Here is a 19,272-nt window from a genome sequence, read left to right on the forward strand (position 1 = left end):
CTATCACGATAGTAATCAGAGGTGCTATCCATCATCAAGACGAGGAGATACCACAAATTCGGTAACCAAACCCCTCAACACTTCGGCTCCGAAACGTTGAGGGGTTGAAAGGACAAAGAGATCCAGACGTCGAACGCCAGCTACTTCACTTCGCTGACCGTATGGTCCTGGCGGAAAGTGAGGCAGTCGCCGGACTCGGCAAGCTCGACCATGATGGGTTCGCCAGCCTTGATGTCACCGGAGAGGATGGACTCTGCCAGGGCGTCTTCGACGTAGCGTTCCACGGCACGTCGCAGGGGACGTGCGCCATACTTCTCATCCCAACCCTTGTCCACGAGGAACTCGCGTGCAGCTTCGGTGATGTCGAGCTTGATGTCGCGCTGGTGCAGTCGATCCGAGACCACCTTGAGTTCGAGCGATACGATCTTGCTGATGCTCTCGCGCTCCAGCGAACGAAAGATCACGATGTCACTCAGACGATTCAGGAATTCCGGCTTAAACACTTTTTTCGTCTCGTCGAGGATCTTGTCTTTCACCTTCTCATAGCTGAAATCGAGATCATCTGCCGGGGCAAACCCCATGAAGCTGTTCTTCTGGATCAGGTGCGCCCCCACATTCGAGGTCATGATCAGGATGGTATTGCGGAAGTCCACACGACGGCCGAGGCTGTCGGTGAGGCGTCCGTCTTCGAGCACCTGCAACAACAACTGCACCACGTCGGGGTGGGCCTTTTCGATCTCGTCAAGCAGCACCACCGAGTAGGCCTTGCGGCGCACGGCTTCGGTCAGCTGACCGCCTTCCTCGTGTCCCACATAACCCGGAGGTGAACCGATCAGGCGACTGACCGAAAACTTCTCCATGTACTCCGACATGTCGATCTGGATGATCGAGTCGCGATCTCCAAACATGTATTCGGCCAAAATCTTCGCCAGATGCGTCTTGCCCACACCCGTGGGTCCCAGGAACAGGAAGGAACCAATCGGGCGGCGTGGATCCTTGAGGTCGGCACGCGAACGGCGCAGTGCCTTCGCAATCACTTGCGTTGCGGCATCCTGACCAATGATGCTCTTTTGCAGCTCAGACTCGAGTTGCAGCAGCTTTTCGCTCTCCTTCTGCCCCATACGCTTGAGCGGAATGCCCGTCCAGTCGGAAACCACGTGCAGGATGTCGTCTTCATCCACCACAATGCGTGTCTCTTCGCGGGATTTCTTCCACTCCTCGAGCTTCTGCTCGCGCTGCTGCACAAGTTTTTTCTCCTCGTCGCGGTGCTTTGCAGCCTCCTCAAACTTCTGGTGACTGATCGCCTCTTCCTTGAGCGCACAGACCTTTTCAATCTCAGCGGCCATGGCCTCCAACTCCGGTGGGCGTTTCAGTGACTCAATGCGGGAGCGTGCTCCGCTCTCGTCAAGAACGTCAATCGCCTTGTCCGGCAGGTGGCGCCCGGTGATGTAGCGATCTGACAGCTTTGCGGCAAGATAGAGCGCAGTATCGGTGAATTCCACCTTGTGGTGGTCTTCATACTTGCGCCGGATGCCTTTGAGAATTTCAAGAGTATCGGCAACATTGGGGGCTTCCACCTTCACCGGTTGGAAACGGCGGTCGAGTGCGCTGTCCTTTTCAATGTGTTTGCGGTATTCGGCAAGTGTCGTCGCACCGATGGTCTGCAATTCTCCACGACTGAGCGCGGGTTTGAAGATGTTGGAAGCATCCATGGCACCTTCTGCCGCACCTGCACCCACAATGGTGTGCAGCTCATCAATGAAGAGGATGACATTTTTGGAGCGACGGATCTCATCCATCACGGCCTTGATGCGCTCTTCAAATTGCCCGCGGTACTTCGTGCCCGCCACCATCAAGGCGAGGTCGAGTGTGATCACGCGCTTGTCGATCAGAATTTCTGGAACCACGCCATTCGCAATTTCCTGGGCGAGTCCTTCAACGATTGCGGTTTTGCCCACACCCGCCTCTCCGATCAGGATCGGGTTATTCTTTGTGCGACGGCAAAGGATCTGTATCACACGCCGAATCTCCTGCTGGCGCCCTACGACGGGATCCAGCTCATTGCGGCGTGCCATTTCGGTGAGGTCGCGACCAAAGGCCTTCAGAGCAGGTGTCTTGACTTCCTTTTTGTCCTCAGCAGGACCTCCGACAGGAGCGGACTCACCTCCCTGCGCTTCGGATTCGCCCGAAAAATTGGGATCGAGTTCGGAAAGCACTTCATTCCGGCAACGCTCAATGTCAACATCGAGGGACTTGAGCACTCGCGCGGCAACGCCTTCTCCCTCCCGCAACAGACCGAGCAGAATGTGTTCGGTACCCACATAACTGTGAGAGAGTGCTTTGGCCTCCTTGCCCGCCAGCGCAAGCACCTTCTTCACACGTGGGGTGTAGGGGATGTTGCCCGTCGGCTTGGTATCGGGACCTTTGGGGACCTGGGTTTCGACTGCGTCGCGCACGGATTCAAGTCCGAGGCCCATGCGTTGCAGGACATTCACCGCAACACCTTGTCCGAGGTTGATCAATCCCAGGAGCAAGTGCTCCGTTCCCACGTAGTTGTGGTGAAAACGATCTGCCTCCTTGCGCGCGAGCGCCAGCACCTGCTGCGCCCGGGGCGTGAAATTGTTCATTGGCTCCATAATTTAAAGTCTTATGTCGGTTCTTCGATTATTCAAGGTTGTCGGGCTTAACTCGATCCGACGACTGGGAAGATTCGCCATCCTTCGGATTCCAACCCTTGGAAAAATCAATGTTGGCAGGATCTGGCTCTGGCAGGGACTGCAGCACTGCACGCAGTTTTTCCGCGCGCATCACATCCCGCTGATCCGAGTCCAGCCGGTCACCACAGCAAAACTGAAGGTGGGCGGGCTGCACGTCCATGAACATCTGATCGATCTGCGGGCGAGAAACCTCTGGCAGCATGCCGATGTCGCTGGCAAAGCGCAGCATGGAAAGCAGGTTCATCGCCTCACCCGAGCTGAGCAGGTTGCAGTATTTCAGGATGCCATAGGCCCGGAAGATGCGGTCGATCACGAGGTTGCCCTCCTGTTCAAACAGACGGATGCGCGCCTTGTGCTCCTGCTCGACCATCGTGGTGATCACGTTGTTGAGTCGGTGAATGATTTCCAACTCCGACTCACCCAGGGTCTGTTGATTCGAAATCTGAAAAATACTTCCCGATGGGTCGGATGATTCTCCAAAACTGCCACGTGCTACGATTCCGAGTTGGTTCACCGCCCGGATCACCCGCTCCATCTGCTTGGTCATGACCAGCGCGGGCAGGTGCATCATCGCTGAGGCCCGCATCCCCGTTCCCAGGTTCGTCGGACAGGCAGTGAGATATCCAAAATGATCGCGAAAGGCATAGTCCATCCTCTTCTCCAGTTCATTGTCGATCGCGTCACTGAGTGTCCACAGCGCATCAAAGCCCTGCTTGGGTGACATCACCTGAATGCGCAGATGGTCTTCCTCATTGATCATGATGGCAGCGTCCTGATTGTCATTAATCGTGACGCCCGATCCGGTCATTCCCTCGCACAGCTCGCGGCTGATCAGGTGGCGCTCCACCAGAAACTGGCGCTCGGTTTCGTCGAGTGAACCAATGCTGAAGTGCACCGAAGGATTGAATTGCGGCGCGTCTGCAATGGCATCCCGACAGATCTCGTACACCTGCTTGCGCTGCCTTGCATCTGACCAACCCGGGAATGCAAAGCCTTCCAGGTTGCGCGCCAAGCGAATGCGCGACATCAGCAAGATGGGCCGATGCGGAATCTTGCGGCTCGCAATGACCGCCGGATCCTGGTTGAATAGTTGTTGGATGGTCATTCCTGCGTCAATACGGTCAGCTGCGCTTCCAGCTCGATGATCTGATCCCGCAGTATGGCGGCTTGTTCAAAATCTTCCTCAGCCACCGCAGTGTTGAGGCGCTGTTTCAAGAGTTCGACCTGCTGACTGAGATCGATGCGTTTGAGCGCAATCTTCGGTCGTTTTCCTCGATGTGTGGTGCCGTAGTGCATGTCTTTCACCATGGACAATACCGCCGGGGCAAAATGCGTGTAGCAGTCCGGGCATCCGAACCGGCCACGTTTTTCAAACTCCACCTGAGTCATGCCGCAGGTGGAACAGACATAATCGCCCTGTTGCTGGGGTTGGCCCGATTCCATGCCCGCCGGATTAAAAATATCGGTCAGGGAAAAGTTCCCGGGATCGATGACCTCCTTCTTCAATGGACAGTCTTCGCACATGTCGAGCTTGTACACCTTACCGTTGATGATCTGGGTAAAGTGGATCGTCGTCTTTTTGGTGCAATCTGAACATTGTTCGGGTCTGGCCATAATCAATAATACACAACGATTGTGTGATTTTGCAAATTGCAGGAATCCTGCCAATCTGCGGAAACTATAACTGCGTTCCGTCTTCGGTGACGTGTTTGCGGAAAACCTCAAGAATGCGTCCGGTGATTGGACCCGGGGTTCCATCACCAATCTTGCGACCGTCCACCTCAACCACAGGGATCACTTCCGCCGCAGTTCCCGTCAGGAACAGTTCGTCGGCGATCCAGACATCGTAGCGTGTGAGATTTTGTTCCACCACCTCGATGCCCAACTCCTGCGCGATATCCATGGCTGCCGCCCGTGTGATGCCCTTGAGCGCACCAGCCGAGGGCGGTGGAGTGAACAGTTTTCCCTTGTGGATCACAAACACATTGTCCCCGGTACACTCCGCAACGTAGCCCGCATCATCGAGCATGATGGCTTCTTCATACCCAGAGTGCTGGGCCTCAATTTTTGCGAGAATGTTGTTCACGTAGTTCAGGGACTTGACCATCGGCGGTAACATGGCCGGACTCGAACGGCGCGTGGGAACGGTGATGATCTTCAGTCCCTGCTGATAATATACCTCCGGATACAGCTGAATCTTGTCCGCAATGATGATCAGGGACGGACTCGAACAACTCTTGGGAGACAAGCCCAGCGAACCGACGCCGCGCGTGATCAGCAGCCGGATGTAGCCGTCCCGAATCCCGTTACGTCGACAGGTCTCGCACACGGCGTCGCTGATCTGTTCGCGGGTCCATGGCAGGTTCAGTAGCAGTGCCTTTGCGCTGTATTCCAAACGCTCCAGATGGGCGTCGAGTCGAAACACACAGCCCGAGTACACTCGAATCCCTTCAAAAACCCCGTCCCCATATAGGAGTCCGTGATCAAAAACGGAGATTTTCGCTTCGGATTTGGGAACAAATTTCCCATCAAGATAGATTTGAAGTTCTGCAGTCATTTCGGTGCTAAACGGTTGAAGGGAAACGTTCCCATCCAAAAGTTGCGATGCGCCTTCCCCACTGTCAAGATCGGATGTTTTAGGGGTATCCACCCCAGTAGCCATGTTCGGGAGATCATGGACCTCATGGAGGCTCACCATGCCTTGCCACTCCAATGCTTCCGAATTCTCACGAATCCGGCTACATGCCATTCCAACGCATCGCGACTGCGAGCGAAGAGCCTCAGATGCAGGGTGGAGAACTCCACACCCCCGTAGCCATGTTCGGCAGAACATGGATCTCGTGGAGGCTCAACATGCCTTGCCACTCCAACGCCTCCGAATTCTCACGAATCCGGCTACATGCCACTCCGACGCAACTGGACTGCAAGCGAAGAGCCTCAGATGCAAGGTGGAGAACTTCACACCCCCCGTAGCCATGTTCGGGAGATCATGGATCTCGTGGAGGCTCAACATGCCTTACCACTCCAATGCTTCCGAATTCTCACGAATCCGGCTACATGCCATTCCGACGCAACTGGACTGCGAGCGAAGAGAATTTTTTCCAAAACTCTCGAACTGTAACTCCCAGACGTCATTCCATTTCTGCGACAGGATGACGCAGGCATCAGCCAACGGTCCCAATATGGCACAGGTTCTGGCTCAATCTCTGCAAACTCCCGAACCTAAAAAAAAGGAACTGCGGTCGTGCAGTTCCTTTTTTCTGAAATCTCAGCGGATTCTCCATTCACCCCACACAGGAATACTGTGTCGGGTGGATTTTAAATCGATGCCCTGAATCAAGATCTGTGAAGATGTGATAATGGTCACTTCGTGTATCGAATTCAGCCACCTCTAGGATCACGCCCTTGTTGTAATGATAACTCTCGGAACTCAGGCTGTGATTTTCATGCTGGATGGCTTCTCCGATCTCGCCGACGACATCCTCCTCGATTTTGATCTTGTAGGTCATGATAGCTACCTTCCTTTCAGGTTGTGTTGGTTTTTGGTGTAACATGCGCCCGGCTTGTGAGCGCACTAAGAAGTGTATAGCGCAGTCATTGGGGGGTCAATCGGGAAATGCAGTCACGCGAGCGATTTCCCGAACCCAATCAACCTTCCCCAAATAACTGATGATGAACTACTTTTGCACTTCAATCTCCACCAGCGTTGCCCCCCATCCTGCCGCGCTGCGCGAATCCAATCCGTAGCGCACGACCCAGGGGCATTGCTTGAGCCAGGCATGCACCCGATCACGCTGTACCCCAATGCCTTTCCCGTGAATGATGCGCACTTCGCGCAGGCCTTTTTCGCGACAGGCTTCGAGGTAGGATTCCACCACGTCGATCATCTCCCTGGGCTGAAAAGGATGCAGATCGAGGATCCCGTTGATCTCAAGTTCCACGGGTTCATCTGAAAAAAACTCATCTGCCTCCGTCATGCCTCATCCCGGGTTGGCTGGCTCTCGGATTCCTCTTCTTCTTCTCCATCATCACTGTCCGCATCGTCCAGCTCAGGCAGTTCCACCATCTGCAGGGGTGTTTCGATGCGCTCCAGTGTCGGAATCGGTTTTTCCGTCCCCGCATTGAGTTTCTTGAATTTGCGAATGCGCGGCAGCAGGCGACGGTCGGTCGAGGCCAGCGTCTTGTTGAAGGCGTCGACGGTCTGGTTGAGGTGGCGACGCACTGCAACCAGATGCTCCAGCATCTTGACCACGCTCTCGTAGAGATCCCTTCCAATCTTGCTGATCTCTCCCGCCTTCTCCGCGATTTCCTGGTTTTTCCAACCATAGGCAATGGCCTTGAGCAGCGCGATCAGCGTCGTTGGCGTGGCGATGAGCACCTTGTGGTCGACACCGTATTCGATCAACGCCGGATCCTGCTCCAGCGCCGCCGAGTAGAAAACTTCGCCCGGCAGGAACAAGACCACAAACTCGGGACTCTCCTCCAAATGATCATGATAGGCTTTCTGGCCCAATCGCTTGAGGTGCTCGCGCAGCTGCTTGGCATGCAACTTCAATTTCAACTCACGCGTCGGTGCATCGGTGGTTTCGCAAGCCTCAAGGTAGGCGTTCAAAGGAGCTTTCGAATCGATCACCACCTGACGCCGGTTGGGCAGATTGATCACAACATCCGGGCGCAAGTTCACATCCTCATCCCCGATTTTCTTCTGTTCGACAAAGTCACAGTATCGCACCATGCCCGAGATTTCGATCGTGCGCCGCAGCTGCATCTCCCCCCACTGTCCCCGGATATTCGGTGCACGCAGGGCAGAGACGAGGTTGCTGGTTTCCACCCGCATCTGTTCATTGGCTTTGGTGAGGTTCATCACCAACTCCGAAACGGTGGAGATTTGCGCCACACGCCCCTTTTCCATTTCCTGAATTCGGGAATCAAACTGCTTCAGCCCATCCTGAATCGGACGCACCATCTCCGAAATCGCCTTTTCCTTGAGTTCCAGATCCCCCTTCGCTGCAACCTTCAGCTTTTCAAAGGTCGCATTGGCGAGTTCCAAAAATGCAGAATTATTGGACTGTAGGGCCTGGGAAGACAGACTCTGGAAAGTGTGCTTGAGCTTCTCTTCGGCCTTTTCCAGCAACTCAATTCGCTCCTGAAACGCCTCGCGTTCCTTGGCAAGCACCGTGTTGCGCTCGACCATCTCCTTTTCCAGCACATGCCGACCTGCCTCCGATTCCTGCAGCTGCTGGCGAAGCTGTTGGAGATCCGTCTCCATTTTTTCACACTGTAGCTCACGATCCTGCGCCCGCTGTCGTTCCAGTGCCAACTGATTCTCAAGTTCGGAGCATTGCTGGCGGGCACGCATCCAGGTGCGTGCCAATGCAATCAGAACGCCAAGCAGCCCCACCAACGCTATGCTCAGCGCAGTGGCAATGCCCAGCAAAAGATTCGTGTCCGTCAAATCAGCTCCCTTTCTTTGAATGGTTTTGGCTTTCCTTCATCTGATAGAATATGACACTAGCTACCGGGATCGCACATGCGACTCAATTCGAAATCGACCACCCATGACACTGCGCTACACGATTCCAGACTCTGCCATGAGCCTTTCCTACGCCTTCACCTGTTGCATGCGCAGCATACTGGGGTTCGCCTGCCTGGTGTTGCTCAACCCCCTGTTCGCCAAGTCGGATCAGGTTCCCGCCGAATACCGCGAGCTGCATGCCATCGTCGAAATGGAACAGACCCTCATGAAACGCATGCAGGCCGATCTGCCGGGAAACAAGCTCGATAAGGAGATTCAGCTCAGGCTGAACGAAATCGATGAGGCATACCGTTCCTACCTCGACACCTATCCCCGCAGCACATTTGGCCAAATCCTCTACGGAAAATTCCTACGCAAGGCCGACCGCTCTGAAGCCGCCTATGCCATTTTTCTCGACGTGCAGGAGGACAATCCGGATATCGCCGTCGTCAACCAACATCTCGCTCTCTTCGCGAGCGAGATCGGCGACTTCAAGGATGCTTTCCGCTACTTTGAACGCGCCATCGAACTCGAACCCAACGAGGCGCTCTACCACTACCAGTTTGGTGAATTTCTGCACAGTTTCCGACAGGCCCTGATGGTGGAGCAGGTGCTTCCGCTCTCCGAACTCGAAAACCGCATGGCCCAGAGCTTTCGTCGTGCACACGAACTCGCACCTGAAAACCGCGACTTTCACGCCCGCTGGGCAGAGTCGTTTTTTGATGTGTTCAATCCTGACTGGGAAAGCGTGCTCCCCATTTGGGATGAACTGCTCCGCACCTCCAACAATCAGTTCGAGCGCGACGTGCTGCGGCTGCAAAAAGCACGTGTCCTGCTCAAGCTGCAGCGCTACTTCGAAGCCTCGCAGCTCATCGAACCCATCGCCGACCCCGCCCTCCAGGACTCCAAGCGCGAATTGCTCGATACCATTCCCTGAACTCCACGCCTACGGCATCGGAGCCTCTTGCTCCGTCGCCGGATTCACTTCATTCCGCAGTCGGATTCTCTCACCTCCGCAGCCGGACTCTCTCACCTCCGTAGCCAGATTCTCTCACCTCCGTAGCCGGATTCTCAACTCCGTAGCCGGATTCTCTCAACTCCGTAGCCGGATTCTCTCACCTCCGTAGCCGGATTCGGGAGAATTCGGAAGCGTCAGCGTGGAAGGCGTTTTCGAACACCCACGCTGTCCATGTTCTCCCGAACATGGCTACAAGGCGAAATGGCATTGACGGTTTGATTTCCAATCAGCCGCGCTGCACTCGTGTTGCACTTGCCTGCGCCGTAGGCAACACCACCAGATCCGCAATCACCACGTGCTCCGGTTGCTCGATCACCCATTGCACCGTTCGCGCGATGTCATCTGCGGTCAGGGGCTGCAGTCCACGGTAGACTGCATCCGCCCGATCACCGTCACCTTTGAAGCGAACCAGGGAAAATTCGGTTTCCACCATGCCCGGGTGGATGGCTCCCACTCGGATGCCAAAGGCGTGCAGATCCATGCGCATGCCCTGGGTGATCGCATCCACCGCAGCCTTGGAACCACAATAGACTGCTCCATTGGGATAACTCTCCTTGGCCGCAATCGAACCGATGTTGAGAATCTGTCCCGATTTCCGCTCCACCATTCCCGGACTCACCAGGCGCGTGATCGCAAGCAAGGCCTTCACGTTGATGTCCAACATGGCATCCCAATCCTGAAGCGATCCTTCGTGAATCGGCTCAAGTCCATGCGCATTGCCAGCATTGTTGATCAGCACATCCACCGCCGCAAATTCATCCGGCAACGTCTCCAGTGCGGTCACCATCGCTTCACGGTCGCGCATGTCAAACCCACAGGTCACCACTGGGCATTTTGATGCCAACTCCGTCTCGAGCGCGCGCAGTCGATCCGACCGGCGCCCGCAAAGGATCAACCGATAACGGCCCGCATCCGCCAGACGAAGCGAGGTAGCATGCCCGATGCCAGAGGTGGCACCGGTGATCAGCACGGTCTTCATTGCGTTGGGAACCAAGGTTCGCCTCACTCAGCGCGAAGCACCAATATCCGCTCCTGAACGATCACTGGTATCATTCCAGAGGTTGCCTGGGATCCCCGCACCCTTGGCAGGGCTGCGCACAGACAAAATGTAGTCCTCTCCGACAAAAAGCGGATCCTCTTCACGGTTGTTCGACGCGACATAATTGCTGTCCACGGCACTCGCTTTGTTTTCCCAGAACAGGTTGCGGATGATCACACTGTTATAGAGCAGATTCTGAATTCCCGCCACCGGACTGTGGGCAACGATGTTGTTGATCATGCGATAATTCCCGCCCCGCAATACACCAACCGGATTGCCCACGATGGTGTTGTTTACCAGGTAGACCGAACTTCGGGTGCGCGGACCTGTCGGGATCAGGTTCTTGGGGTCGGGTTGTTTGAGATCCACTTCCACTCCCGCAACCGTGTTTTCAATGATAAAATTGTTTTCAATGCGGAACTCGCGCTGGGTCATGATGGGTTCATCCTTGAAATAGAGTCCCGATCCTCCATTTGAACGAAGCGTATTGCGGCGAATGACGGTGCGATAGAGCACACCGTCATAAGGAGTGATGTGGACGGCAATGCCATGTCCACCGTTTTCAGAGACATTGCACCGCTCCAGCAGGGTAGCGGTTGCTTCAACATAGCGCACTCCATCCTCTGAGTTGCCCGTGATCTCACAGTCCGCGATCGTCGCCATGCCTCCTGTGAACTGCAGCCCAACTCCGTTTCCGGTGATCTCACAGTGCTCGACCGAGAGTTGCCCCGCAGATTGAATCGCAGTCTGGGCACCGGTGAAGTGCAGCCCCGCCACATAGAGTTGGCTGCCTTCATCTCCACTGAGCATCAAGCCCACCTCTCCCTGCGGCTGGATGCGTGTGTGCTCAGTAAAATAGAGGTCCCTTGAGAACTGAAAATAAGAAACCATCTGCACTGCCTTTCCAGTCACGTTAAGGGATTCCGTGTAAATCCCTGGGGAGAGCAGGATCCAGTCCTCGTTTGTCGCAACATCCAATGCTTCCGCAATCGTCGCAAACTCTCCAGGCACGTGATGCACTTTCGCCTCGTTCGGGCGCTGCCAATTCAGCAAGCCCAGTGCAGATGCTGTTGCCGCAAAGTGGATCGGTTCCGACACTCCCAGTTCATCAGTCTGAACGATTTCACAGACATCTTTCACGCTCAGAGTATGTGGAATGGAGCGCAACAGGCGGCCTTCACGCGTATGCAAGTCTGCAGATTGATCCGTCAGCACAACCCAGTGCTTCGATACCGGATCCACAAACACGGTGTTCGGTGTGTTGTTGACGTGCAGTGCGACAGCTTCACCACGGGTCAAAACCTGTCCTGCTTCGGCGCGGATCTGAGCGACCACCCAGTTGCCGTCTTCAGACTCACCCAGCAACAGGAGCATGTCGATGGTCGGATCAAACGAAAGGTCCACGAAACGCTCCATGCCAAGCTCACTGAGGTCATAGGACTGCAGGGCGTTTCCAAATTTGTGCCGCTTCATGACAACTTCAGGTTCCTCGTAGGTTTCCTCAACCCACTTGGTTTGCACGACGATGGGTTCTTCCACTTCCTCAAGGATGGCGGGAACTTCCAACGGGGCTACACCGGGATCTTCAGCCAAACCTTCGGTCAGAGCAGGTGCGGGGTCGGTGGATTCGGCTTCATCAGTGGATTCCTCTTTCTGCTCAGCCTCTGCTGTAGGTTCAGCTGTGTCTGGCTCACTCGCCTGTTCTGCGGGTAATTCCTCTACTGTCGCTTCCTCTTCAGCAGGAACCGCTGCCTCATCCGCAGCGGCCGGGGTGGATTCTGCATCGACATCCTGCGCTGTGGCGGCTTCGTCAGCACTTTCGGATTCTGCATCGGCGTCCTGCGTTGCTTCCTCGTCGGACAGCAAGGGTTCAGGTGGAACCACGACTTCGACCATGCGGGTGCGCTCCACCATGATCGTGACTGGTTCATCCGGACCATATTCAAACGCATACAAACGCTGATTCTCGGTATCGAGTCCAAAATAGATCCCCGTTGCACGGTTGTACACCAGATCATCAAGCGCCAATGCCTCGCTCTGTTCTTCGCCCGCCGGAGTCAATACTGCAAACGCATCCACCACCTTGCCCGTGCTCGGATCGTATTCCATCACGGATGCCTCAACCGCACTCACGTCTCCTTCAGCGTCCGCCCGCGTCCAGGGAACTGGTTGATCCAGCAACAACATCAAGTTGCCGTGGGCGGACCCGCTAAGCTTCCCGGCAAAGGAGACATCCAGTCCGGTCAATTGACGGATGGATTGCGTGGTTTCGGCTGTGAGGGATTCTCCTAGGTCCAGGGTACGGGAGGGTCCGGCACCGAAGCTGCTCAGGACCCAGAGTGGAAGCATGATGCTGCTGAGCAAGGATTTAGTTTTCATGATGGGAGTCTCGAGACGAATGCAGTTGAAACGATCCCGGGGGAATTCCCGGGGAATTCGATGCGAGAGCCAACATCATGACGCATGCACCGCTGCAATGCAATGCTGCCATCGTGCAAAATGAGGGATTTTCTACAAAAAGCACCATGCGTTTGCGCTGATTTCATGTGATGACTTGCATTTGCCAGGCTACCCGAAGAGGATGCGAACCCATGGCAGCATCACCCTGTTTGTTTCTTTGGGACATTGACGGCACCCTGATTTCAGTCGGAGGGGCTGGCGAGCGAGCGCTGGTGCACGCGATTCGCGACACTTTTGGATTTGAAGGCGATCTGAGCGGCATTGACTACGCAGGTCGCACTGACCGCACCATCTCACGCATGCTGCACGAGTTCTACGGGGTCCAACACACAACGGAGAGTCAGGATCGCTTCATGCAGGCCTACCTCGACCACCTCGAGATCGAAATGCAGCACACGCGCATGCACCTGCTGCCCCAGGTTCCCGAAATTCTAAATGCCATCGACCAGCACCCTCACTGCTATCAGGGGCTGCTCACGGGAAACCTGCGTCGCGGGGGCAAGATCAAGCTCGATCACTACGGCATCTGGCATCACTTTCCATTTGGCGGGTTTTCAGATGCCAGTCACCTTCGCAATGAGTTGGCCGAGGCCGCACTGGTGGAGGCGCAGCGCCACACGGGCATCTCATTCGAACCACAGCGTGTTGTGGTCATTGGTGACACGCCGCACGACATCACTTGCGGTCAACACATTGGAGCACGCACCTATGCCGTCTGCACGGGACGTTTTCGCCCGGAGGATCTTGCCCCGCTTCAGCCTGATTTCCTCAAATCCGAATTGCCCGGGCCTTCTCAATTCCTGAGCGAGGTGTTTGCGGTGCTCGACAATTCCTAGTTCGACTTGCGCGGGTGTTCCGTGTCCGGAGTTTCCTGCTCAAATCCGTGCAGCTTGGGGGATGGGTTTTCCTCCGCCGTCAACACCTTGTACACGCACCATGCAAACAGCAGGGTTACCACGGATACCGATGTGATCATGATGAAGATGCCGCCGGGAGTCATGAGTCTGCCTTGGGTTTTTGCTGGTGGTAATCGCGATATTTCTGCACGCCCGAAATCATGAGTGCAAAGAAAATCCCAATCATCACGATCAGGGAAACCGACATCCATGCCACTTTGTTCGGGGTTTCCCCAAACAGATCCGTGATGTAGTTGCTCAGGGTGCCTCCTCCCAGTCCCAGCACATTATACGCGATGAACATGACAAACACCACCAGCAGGAACAGGGGTGTGATCCACTTCATCACAAAACCAAAAAAGCGGGGAATCTGGATCGTCGCACCATCCGCCGCTTCTTCCAGGCCGTCCTTCACGCCCCACACCCAACCAAACAAGATGATCTGGAAGGTTGCCAGCACGAAGATCATGAAGGTTCCCACCCAGAAATCGAGCGTATCCAGTGCCTTGAGCGACTCACTGAAATACACCACGAACAGGGTGCCCATGGAGGTGATGGCTCCCAGAATTGCCACTGACTGACGCCGGTTGAGCGTCAGCGCTTCTTCCAGAAAGGCAATGCCCGGCTGCAGCATCGAAAGCGAACTGGTCACAGCCGCAAGAAAAAGCAGAAAAAAGAACAGAAACCCAAAAATTGCACCACCCGGCATCTGGGAAAACACCAGTGGCAATACATTGAAGCCGAGGGAGAAGGTTCCGGTGCCCACCCCGGCCAATCCTGCAACTCCGAGGAACGCCACCGCAGCTGGCAGGGTGATGAGTCCACCCAGTCCCACTTCGCAAAACTCGTTTGTGCTCGTCGCCGTCAAACCGCTCAGCACCACATCACTGCCACGCTTGAGATAGCTGGCATAGGTCAGAATAATGCCAAACCCGACTGAGAGCGAAAAAAAGATCTGCCCGGCTGCGGCCAGCCACAGTTGCGGGTTCATCAACTGCTCGATGACGCCGATTTCGGTGACCTGGAAATTGGCATCGGCGGCAGCTTGTTCCTTCCCTGCCCGGATCGCGCGTGGACCCACCAGCTCCTCTACCGTAACCCATTGGCTGCTTCCGTCGGTCTCATTTACCTGTGCCTCCTGTAAAAAGGTCTTGGTCGGATTCCACATGAAGCCCAGTCCATTGCCCACGTTGTTCTCGGGCACACTCGGATCGGGTGTGCCAAGCGTGAGCACCCGCACCAGTAGAATCACCGCAATACCGACCAGGGTTGGCATCGCAAATTTGCAAAAGAGTTCAATGCCCCGCGACAGCCCGCGATAGATCAGGATGAAATTCAGCGCAAACACGAGCAACAGGTAAAAGCCCACGTGATCCAGACTGAACTCCAGGGCACTGCCGTCCTTGGCAATGCCGGTGAAATTTGCAAAAAAAGAACCTGCCTGCTCTGGATTCGAAAACGCAATATTGCCCAGCAGATAGTTCACGGCATATCCCAGACACCAGGCTTCGATGTACACGTAGTACATGTAAATGATGATCGGAATCACCAGGGCCACGGTTCCAAAATACCGGGGAAAGCGGGAGCGGGAAAACAGATTGAAAATGCCCGGAGCCGTATTAAATCCCTTTTTGCCGCCATGCCGTCCCATCGCCCACTCTGACCAGCAAATCGGCAACCCGATGAACAGGAAGGCGATGATGTAGGCAATCATGAAGGCTCCTCCACCATAGGTGGCAGCCTGACCAGGGAAGCGAAGGAAATTACCAATACCAACCGCACTTCCGGCGACGGCAAGGATCACGCCCACGCGGCTATTCCATCCATCTTTGCTGGGTCCAGGGGTAGTCATGAAAACGCTTGATCACTCTGCGTTCCAGGCAGCAAGTGTCAAACCAAACTTCGGAAAGTATCAGAATTGATGGAATGGATCGTGGATATCGTGGATATTCGCCACGTTTTTCCACGCCAACGCTTCCGAATTCTTCCGAATTCGGCTACATGCTTTCGAATGCTTCTTCGACGCATTAGGACTACCTTTGCCAATGCTTTCAGATCTATTCCCTCCGTAGCCACGTCTCTCCTACGCAGCCGCGTTCCTTCTTCCGTAACCGCGTTCCATCTTTCCTCCGTAGTCCCGATGCGTCGGGAGAGAACGTGGACCTCATGCACGTTCGCAGCACCTTGCCACTCCGACGCTTCCGAATTCTCCCGAATTCGGCTACGCCCACTCCGACACACCCCAATCCGGGTACACCAATGCTCCAGATGTGTTCCCGACGCATTGGAACTAGCACCGCTCTCCTCGTAACCGCGTTCTATCTTCCGTAGTCCCGATGCGTCGGGAGAGAACGTGGACCTCGTGCACGTTCGCAGCACCTTGCCACGCCAACGCTCCGAATTCTGCCGAATTCGGCTACGCCGACGCTTCCAAAATTCCCTAGACCTGCTCGCTCAGGGCTTCGGCCTTGCGAATGGCGCGAAGGGTGACGAGCAGGCTGGAGGCAATCATGATGAGCGCGGATGCAACCGGGTGGAGTAAACCTGCAACGGCGAAGCTGATGCCCACAACGTTGTAACTGACCGCGATACGCATGTTGCTAAGCAGGGTTTGATCGATGCGGCGCGCGAGCCGGATTGCGCGTCCGATGGGTTCGAGTCGATCCCCGGTCAGGATGGCACTCGCATTGGACTGCGTGAGCGACGCTCCCCCGTCGTGAATCGCGATGGACGCCTCAGCGGCGAGCATGGCGTTGAGGTCGTTGATGCCATCCCCCACAAAAAGGGGAACTTCACCTTGATCCCGGGAGTGCTTTACAAGTGCCGCTTTGTCATCGGGACTGAGATTCTCCCGCACCGTGGCACCAGCAATGCGCGACCACTGCGGTAGCGGATCTCCGGTCAGCACGGTGCTGCGAATACCAAGGGTCTGCAGGCGCAGGATGAGCGGACTTACTCCGGGTCGCAGGGACTCCACCAGCTCCACCTCGGCGAGCACTTCGTTGTCCCGCGCCAGGCAGATGCGCTTGCGCGCGTCCGTTCCCACCGCAAGGCGTTGCGATTCATTCACTGCCCACTGGGGGGTGCCCAGGCGCAGGGTGCTGGTGTTGCCATTCCACCGGACCTGCGCTTCGACACCACTGCCCGGAATCCATCGGCTGTGCAGCAGGTGCAGGTCGTCAGGCAGGGATTCGGATGAACCGGTTAGCTCCTCCTGAGCGAAGGCGCGGGCAACCGGATGCTCGATATCGGATTCCAGCAAGGCACCAAGCGCGAGCACCTGTTCCTGTGTCCAGGGGCAGGTCTCACTCAGGCGCACTTCCCCAATGGTGAGCCGGGCTAGCGTGAGGGTTCCCGTCTTGTCAAAAAACACATGGCGGGTATGGGCAAGTGCATCCATGAGCGGTGCGGTGCGACTGACCAGTCCCATGGAGCTGAGCTGCCAGAGTCCCGTCCACACGGCAAGCGGGGTCGCAAGTCCCAGTGCACAGGGACAGGCGATGAGCAGCACCGACATGGCATTGAGCCAGCCAGTGGAGAGTCCCTCGCGCCAGGTCCAGAAGAGTCCGGTGCTCACCGCCACCGCTGCAACCACGAGCACAAAATGCCGAATCCAGCGCTCGGCCTGCAGCTGGCGGCGCGATTGCGTCGAGGCGATGGAATCCTCAACCTTGCGCAGGATGTTGTCGATCAGTCGCCCACCAGTGTCAATCACCGCCTCACAGCGCAGGGTGGCGTCCACCGACCAGGTGCCCGCACGCACACGGTCACCAGGTTGTTTCACCAGCGGATGCGGCTCGCCCGTCAGCGCGGTTTCCCGAACAAATCCCGCTCCACTGACGATGTGCCCGTCGGCACAGATCGGCAGGCCGGGTCCCACTTCAAAGACATCCCCCTCCACCAGGCAGGCATAGGGAATGGACTCGCGCACTCCCTCCGCACTGATTCGCACAACGGTGTCAAATTGCTCCCGGTAGCGATGGGCCTCCGCAAGTGCGCGCTCCTTCGAAACTTGCCCCATTCGGCGACCCAGACTGAAGATCACCAGCACCACGATGATGACTTCGTAATACACATCCCCCACGCCCCGTAGCGTTGCAAACAGCGATCCGCCCAATGCTCCGAGCAGGCTGAGCATGAAGAGGCTTTCGATGCCCAGGCGCAGGTGACGCACACTGCCAACAAACTCGCGCAGCAATCCACCACCCAGCATCAACACCACCGCCAGCGCAGAGAGTGCCAAAATGCCATGCAAGCCCCAGTAAACCGGCGAAAACGCGGGGATTTCCGATAAATTGACCGCAAGCCCCCAGACCATGGACTGACCCGCAAGGATGATGGCGATGCCAAGGCGAATCCACATCCCGTCCCGAAGAGAGACAAAACTGCCCAGGTAGTCGCGCGCATCACTGCGTTCCGGCAACACGCAGCACTCGGGTCGCTGAATGTGCGACGCGGAGCCGGATTCGGGAAAGGTGGATGCGGTGGGCATGGTTGTTCAAGCACTCTGGCATAGCATGCTTATGCCAACACCATCCGGAATCAACCTTCAGATCGCGATTTGGGAATTTCGGGTGACGTATTGCGAATACGGAAAGCATTTTCCAAAGCCGGCATGGAGGGTTGTTTCCTTCCGTAACCGCATTTCTCCTTCGTAAACGGATTTCTTTTTCTGTAGCCGAATTCCTTCTTTCCTCCGTAGTCCCGATGCGTCGGGAGAGAATTCGGACCTCGTGCACGTTCGCAGCACCCTGCCACTCCGACGCTTCCGAATTCGGCCGAATTCGGCTACGCCTATGCTGCCGAATGCGACTACTCCCACATTACGGATACTGGATTACTCCGATCAATGGGTGCCATCCTGCAACCAGCTTGAACTCCGATGAAACAGTGACCACGCCTGAGCAAGGGAGTCTGGGGGATTCGGGTAACCTGGGAGGATGCTTCCCGCATAGGGCCATTCTGTGGCTTGGGAGACCAACCCCTTGCGCACCGGGTTCTCAAAAATATAGTGCGCGGTGGATCGGCACATGTCCCTCGATTTCCTTGCCCGCAGCACGTGGTCGTGTGGTTGTGTCTGCCAGCAAAACCCCAACCCTCGAAGGGTGGCATTGCTCTCTTTGCGAAAAAAACGGATGGCTCGAATCTGATCCGCCCGTTCATCCAATCCGCCCACCAAAAAATGGGAATGATCCGGCATCAGGCAATAGGCAACCACCGCAACGTGATAGCGCCAGGCTGCATGCAACCAGAGTTCCCGCCACTGCAAGTGAAGCGATGCATCCAGCCAACCCGTCTGACGATCCTGCACGCACAGCGTCCATAAAACAAACTGTCGCCCAAGGTAATATTGAGGAGGAAGTCGGTGCAAGGAGGAGTGGTGCACAGTGATTGAAGTCAAAAGAATGACCTCAGCTGTGACAAGGGTAATGTAGCGTTCCGATGCATGCAGACGACATTTGCCAATGCTTTCGAACGCGTTCCCTCTGCAGTCCTCCTGTAGCCCGATTCCTTCTTACGTAGCCGGATTCTCCTTCCTCCGTAGTCCCGATGCGTCGGGAGAGAACGTGGACCTCATGCACGTTCGCAGCACCTTGCCACTCCGACGCTTCCGAATTCTATCCCGA

15 protein-coding genes are annotated in these 19,272 nt (G+C 56.0%); 2 read left to right on the plus strand and 13 right to left on the minus strand.

Annotated features, from left to right (window positions below):
- Positions 1-140: 140 nt before the first annotated feature.
- The 7 genes from ABQ298_12530 to rmuC form a co-directional block, all read right to left on the minus strand.
- On the minus strand, positions 141-2,636 hold the full coding sequence (locus ABQ298_12530; protein MEQ9825201.1) for an ATP-dependent Clp protease ATP-binding subunit: 2,496 nt from the start codon (positions 2,634-2,636) through the stop codon (positions 141-143).
- A 28-nt stretch (positions 2,637-2,664) separates the two neighbouring features.
- Positions 2,665-3,822 carry a protein arginine kinase gene (locus ABQ298_12535; protein MEQ9825202.1) on the minus strand — a complete coding sequence of 386 codons (1,158 nt, stop codon included), beginning with the start codon at positions 3,820-3,822 and terminating at the stop codon, positions 2,665-2,667.
- Complete coding sequence (locus tag ABQ298_12540; GenBank protein MEQ9825203.1) at positions 3,819-4,241, minus strand: UvrB/UvrC motif-containing protein; 423 nt, start codon at positions 4,239-4,241, stop codon at positions 3,819-3,821. The genes ABQ298_12535 and ABQ298_12540 overlap by 4 nt, the downstream gene beginning before the upstream one ends.
- Before the next feature lie 154 nt (positions 4,242-4,395).
- Entirely contained in the window at positions 4,396-5,274 is an 879-nt protein-coding gene (gene ilvE, locus ABQ298_12545) for a branched-chain-amino-acid transaminase (GenBank protein ID MEQ9825204.1), read from the minus strand.
- A 727-nt stretch (positions 5,275-6,001) separates the two neighbouring features.
- Positions 6,002-6,226: a hypothetical protein gene (locus ABQ298_12550; GenBank protein MEQ9825205.1), complete on the minus strand. Its 225-nt coding sequence runs from the start codon at positions 6,224-6,226 to the stop codon at positions 6,002-6,004.
- A 168-nt stretch (positions 6,227-6,394) separates the two neighbouring features.
- The gene (locus ABQ298_12555) at positions 6,395-6,694 is read right to left on the minus strand and encodes a Smr/MutS family protein (GenBank protein ID MEQ9825206.1); all 300 of its coding nucleotides are present in this window, start codon (positions 6,692-6,694) and stop codon (positions 6,395-6,397) included.
- Positions 6,691-8,172 (minus strand): DNA recombination protein RmuC, encoded by a 1,482-nt coding sequence (rmuC, locus tag ABQ298_12560; protein MEQ9825207.1) that lies wholly within the window; start codon positions 8,170-8,172, stop codon positions 6,691-6,693. The genes ABQ298_12555 and rmuC overlap by 4 nt, the downstream gene beginning before the upstream one ends.
- Before the next feature lie 103 nt (positions 8,173-8,275).
- Here rmuC and ABQ298_12565 point away from each other — a divergent pair, with 103 nt between their 5' ends.
- On the plus strand, positions 8,276-9,169 hold the full coding sequence (locus tag ABQ298_12565; protein ID MEQ9825208.1) for a hypothetical protein: 894 nt from the start codon (positions 8,276-8,278) through the stop codon (positions 9,167-9,169).
- A gap of 307 nt (positions 9,170-9,476) precedes the next feature.
- On the opposite strand, the gene ABQ298_12570 is transcribed toward ABQ298_12565, so the two are convergent.
- On the minus strand, positions 9,477-10,229 hold the full coding sequence (locus ABQ298_12570) for an SDR family NAD(P)-dependent oxidoreductase (protein MEQ9825209.1): 753 nt from the start codon (positions 10,227-10,229) through the stop codon (positions 9,477-9,479).
- Positions 10,230-10,256: 27 nt separating this feature from the next.
- Positions 10,257-12,668 carry a right-handed parallel beta-helix repeat-containing protein gene (locus tag ABQ298_12575; protein MEQ9825210.1) on the minus strand — a complete coding sequence of 804 codons (2,412 nt, stop codon included), beginning with the start codon at positions 12,666-12,668 and terminating at the stop codon, positions 10,257-10,259.
- Positions 12,669-12,880: 212 nt separating this feature from the next.
- On the opposite strand from ABQ298_12575, the gene ABQ298_12580 reads away from it, so the two are divergent.
- Entirely contained in the window at positions 12,881-13,585 is a 705-nt protein-coding gene (locus ABQ298_12580) for an HAD hydrolase-like protein (protein MEQ9825211.1), read from the plus strand.
- Here ABQ298_12580 and ABQ298_12585 read toward each other — a convergent pair.
- From ABQ298_12585 to ABQ298_12600, 4 genes are all read right to left on the minus strand, one after another.
- Positions 13,582-13,749 (minus strand): hypothetical protein, encoded by a 168-nt coding sequence (locus ABQ298_12585; GenBank protein MEQ9825212.1) that lies wholly within the window; start codon positions 13,747-13,749, stop codon positions 13,582-13,584. The genes ABQ298_12580 and ABQ298_12585 overlap by 4 nt on opposite strands.
- The gene (locus ABQ298_12590; protein ID MEQ9825213.1) at positions 13,746-15,497 is read right to left on the minus strand and encodes a sodium:calcium symporter; all 1,752 of its coding nucleotides are present in this window, start codon (positions 15,495-15,497) and stop codon (positions 13,746-13,748) included. Before ABQ298_12590 ends, ABQ298_12585 begins: the two co-directional genes overlap by 4 nt.
- A gap of 588 nt (positions 15,498-16,085) precedes the next feature.
- The gene (locus tag ABQ298_12595) at positions 16,086-18,137 is read right to left on the minus strand and encodes an HAD-IC family P-type ATPase (protein ID MEQ9825214.1); all 2,052 of its coding nucleotides are present in this window, start codon (positions 18,135-18,137) and stop codon (positions 16,086-16,088) included.
- Between the two features lie 354 nt (positions 18,138-18,491).
- Positions 18,492-19,016: a hypothetical protein gene (locus ABQ298_12600; GenBank protein MEQ9825215.1), complete on the minus strand. Its 525-nt coding sequence runs from the start codon at positions 19,014-19,016 to the stop codon at positions 18,492-18,494.
- Positions 19,017-19,272: the final 256 nt, after the last annotated feature.

The sequence above is a fragment of the Puniceicoccaceae bacterium genome (genome assembly GCA_040224245.1).
In the GTDB taxonomy this organism is placed as follows: Bacteria; Verrucomicrobiota; Verrucomicrobiia; order Opitutales; family JAFGAQ01; genus JAKSBQ01.

Coding starts and splice junctions, on each gene's coding strand:
- ABQ298_12530 (MEQ9825201.1), bottom strand. CDS start 2,636: ATGGAGCCAATGAACAATTTCACGCCCCGGGCGCAGCAGGTGCTGGCG.
- ABQ298_12535 (MEQ9825202.1), bottom strand. CDS start 3,822: ATGACCATCCAACAACTATTCAACCAGGATCCGGCGGTCATTGCGAGC.
- ABQ298_12540 (MEQ9825203.1), bottom strand. CDS start 4,241: ATGTGCGAAGACTGTCCATTGAAGAAGGAGGTCATCGATCCCGGGAAC.
- ilvE (MEQ9825204.1), bottom strand. CDS start 5,274: ATGACTGCAGAACTTCAAATCTATCTTGATGGGAAATTTGTTCCCAAA.
- ABQ298_12550 (MEQ9825205.1), bottom strand. CDS start 6,226: ATGACCTACAAGATCAAAATCGAGGAGGATGTCGTCGGCGAGATCGGA.
- ABQ298_12555 (MEQ9825206.1), bottom strand. CDS start 6,694: ATGACGGAGGCAGATGAGTTTTTTTCAGATGAACCCGTGGAACTTGAG.
- ABQ298_12565 (MEQ9825208.1), top strand. CDS start 8,276: ATGACACTGCGCTACACGATTCCAGACTCTGCCATGAGCCTTTCCTAC.
- ABQ298_12570 (MEQ9825209.1), bottom strand. CDS start 10,229: ATGAAGACCGTGCTGATCACCGGTGCCACCTCTGGCATCGGGCATGCT.
- ABQ298_12575 (MEQ9825210.1), bottom strand. CDS start 12,668: ATGAAAACTAAATCCTTGCTCAGCAGCATCATGCTTCCACTCTGGGTC.
- ABQ298_12580 (MEQ9825211.1), top strand. CDS start 12,881: ATGGCAGCATCACCCTGTTTGTTTCTTTGGGACATTGACGGCACCCTG.
- ABQ298_12585 (MEQ9825212.1), bottom strand. CDS start 13,749: ATGACTCCCGGCGGCATCTTCATCATGATCACATCGGTATCCGTGGTA.
- ABQ298_12590 (MEQ9825213.1), bottom strand. CDS start 15,497: ATGACTACCCCTGGACCCAGCAAAGATGGATGGAATAGCCGCGTGGGC.
- ABQ298_12595 (MEQ9825214.1), bottom strand. CDS start 18,137: ATGCCCACCGCATCCACCTTTCCCGAATCCGGCTCCGCGTCGCACATT.